The 276-nt window shown below is 51.1% G+C and carries 1 protein-coding gene; it reads left to right on the top strand.

The annotated features are described in order from the left end of the window. Nucleotides 1–88: 88 nt before the first annotated feature. The coding region (locus SB786_RS36180) for a hypothetical protein (RefSeq protein WP_410731569.1) at nt 89–276 on the top strand (188 nt) is incomplete at its 3' end.

Raw genomic sequence — 276 nt, 5'->3', positions numbered from 1 at the left:
ATCTACACATGCCCACATGTATACGTCAATACCTGTCTACCTGCACACATGTATTATTTGGAGGGATCACACAATGAGTGGAGGGGTAATGCCCACGAACATACGGCTCACGAACGCTGAGCAAGAGGCCATCAGGAGGAAGGCTGTAGAGATAAACAAGGCCTTAGTGAAGGTGGGCCGCCCACCACTGCGCGACAGCGAGCTTGTGCACAAAATCCTTGAAAAATCAGTGCCTTACGTTCGCGTTTCAGCTAGCGGGGAGATTGTCGTAGAGAC

Origin of the sequence: Burkholderia sp. SIMBA_062, from assembly GCF_046534765.1 — a bacterium.
GTDB lineage: Bacteria > Pseudomonadota > Gammaproteobacteria > Burkholderiales > Burkholderiaceae > Burkholderia > Burkholderia ambifaria.
This window is presented reverse-complemented; position numbering and strand designations above follow the sequence as displayed.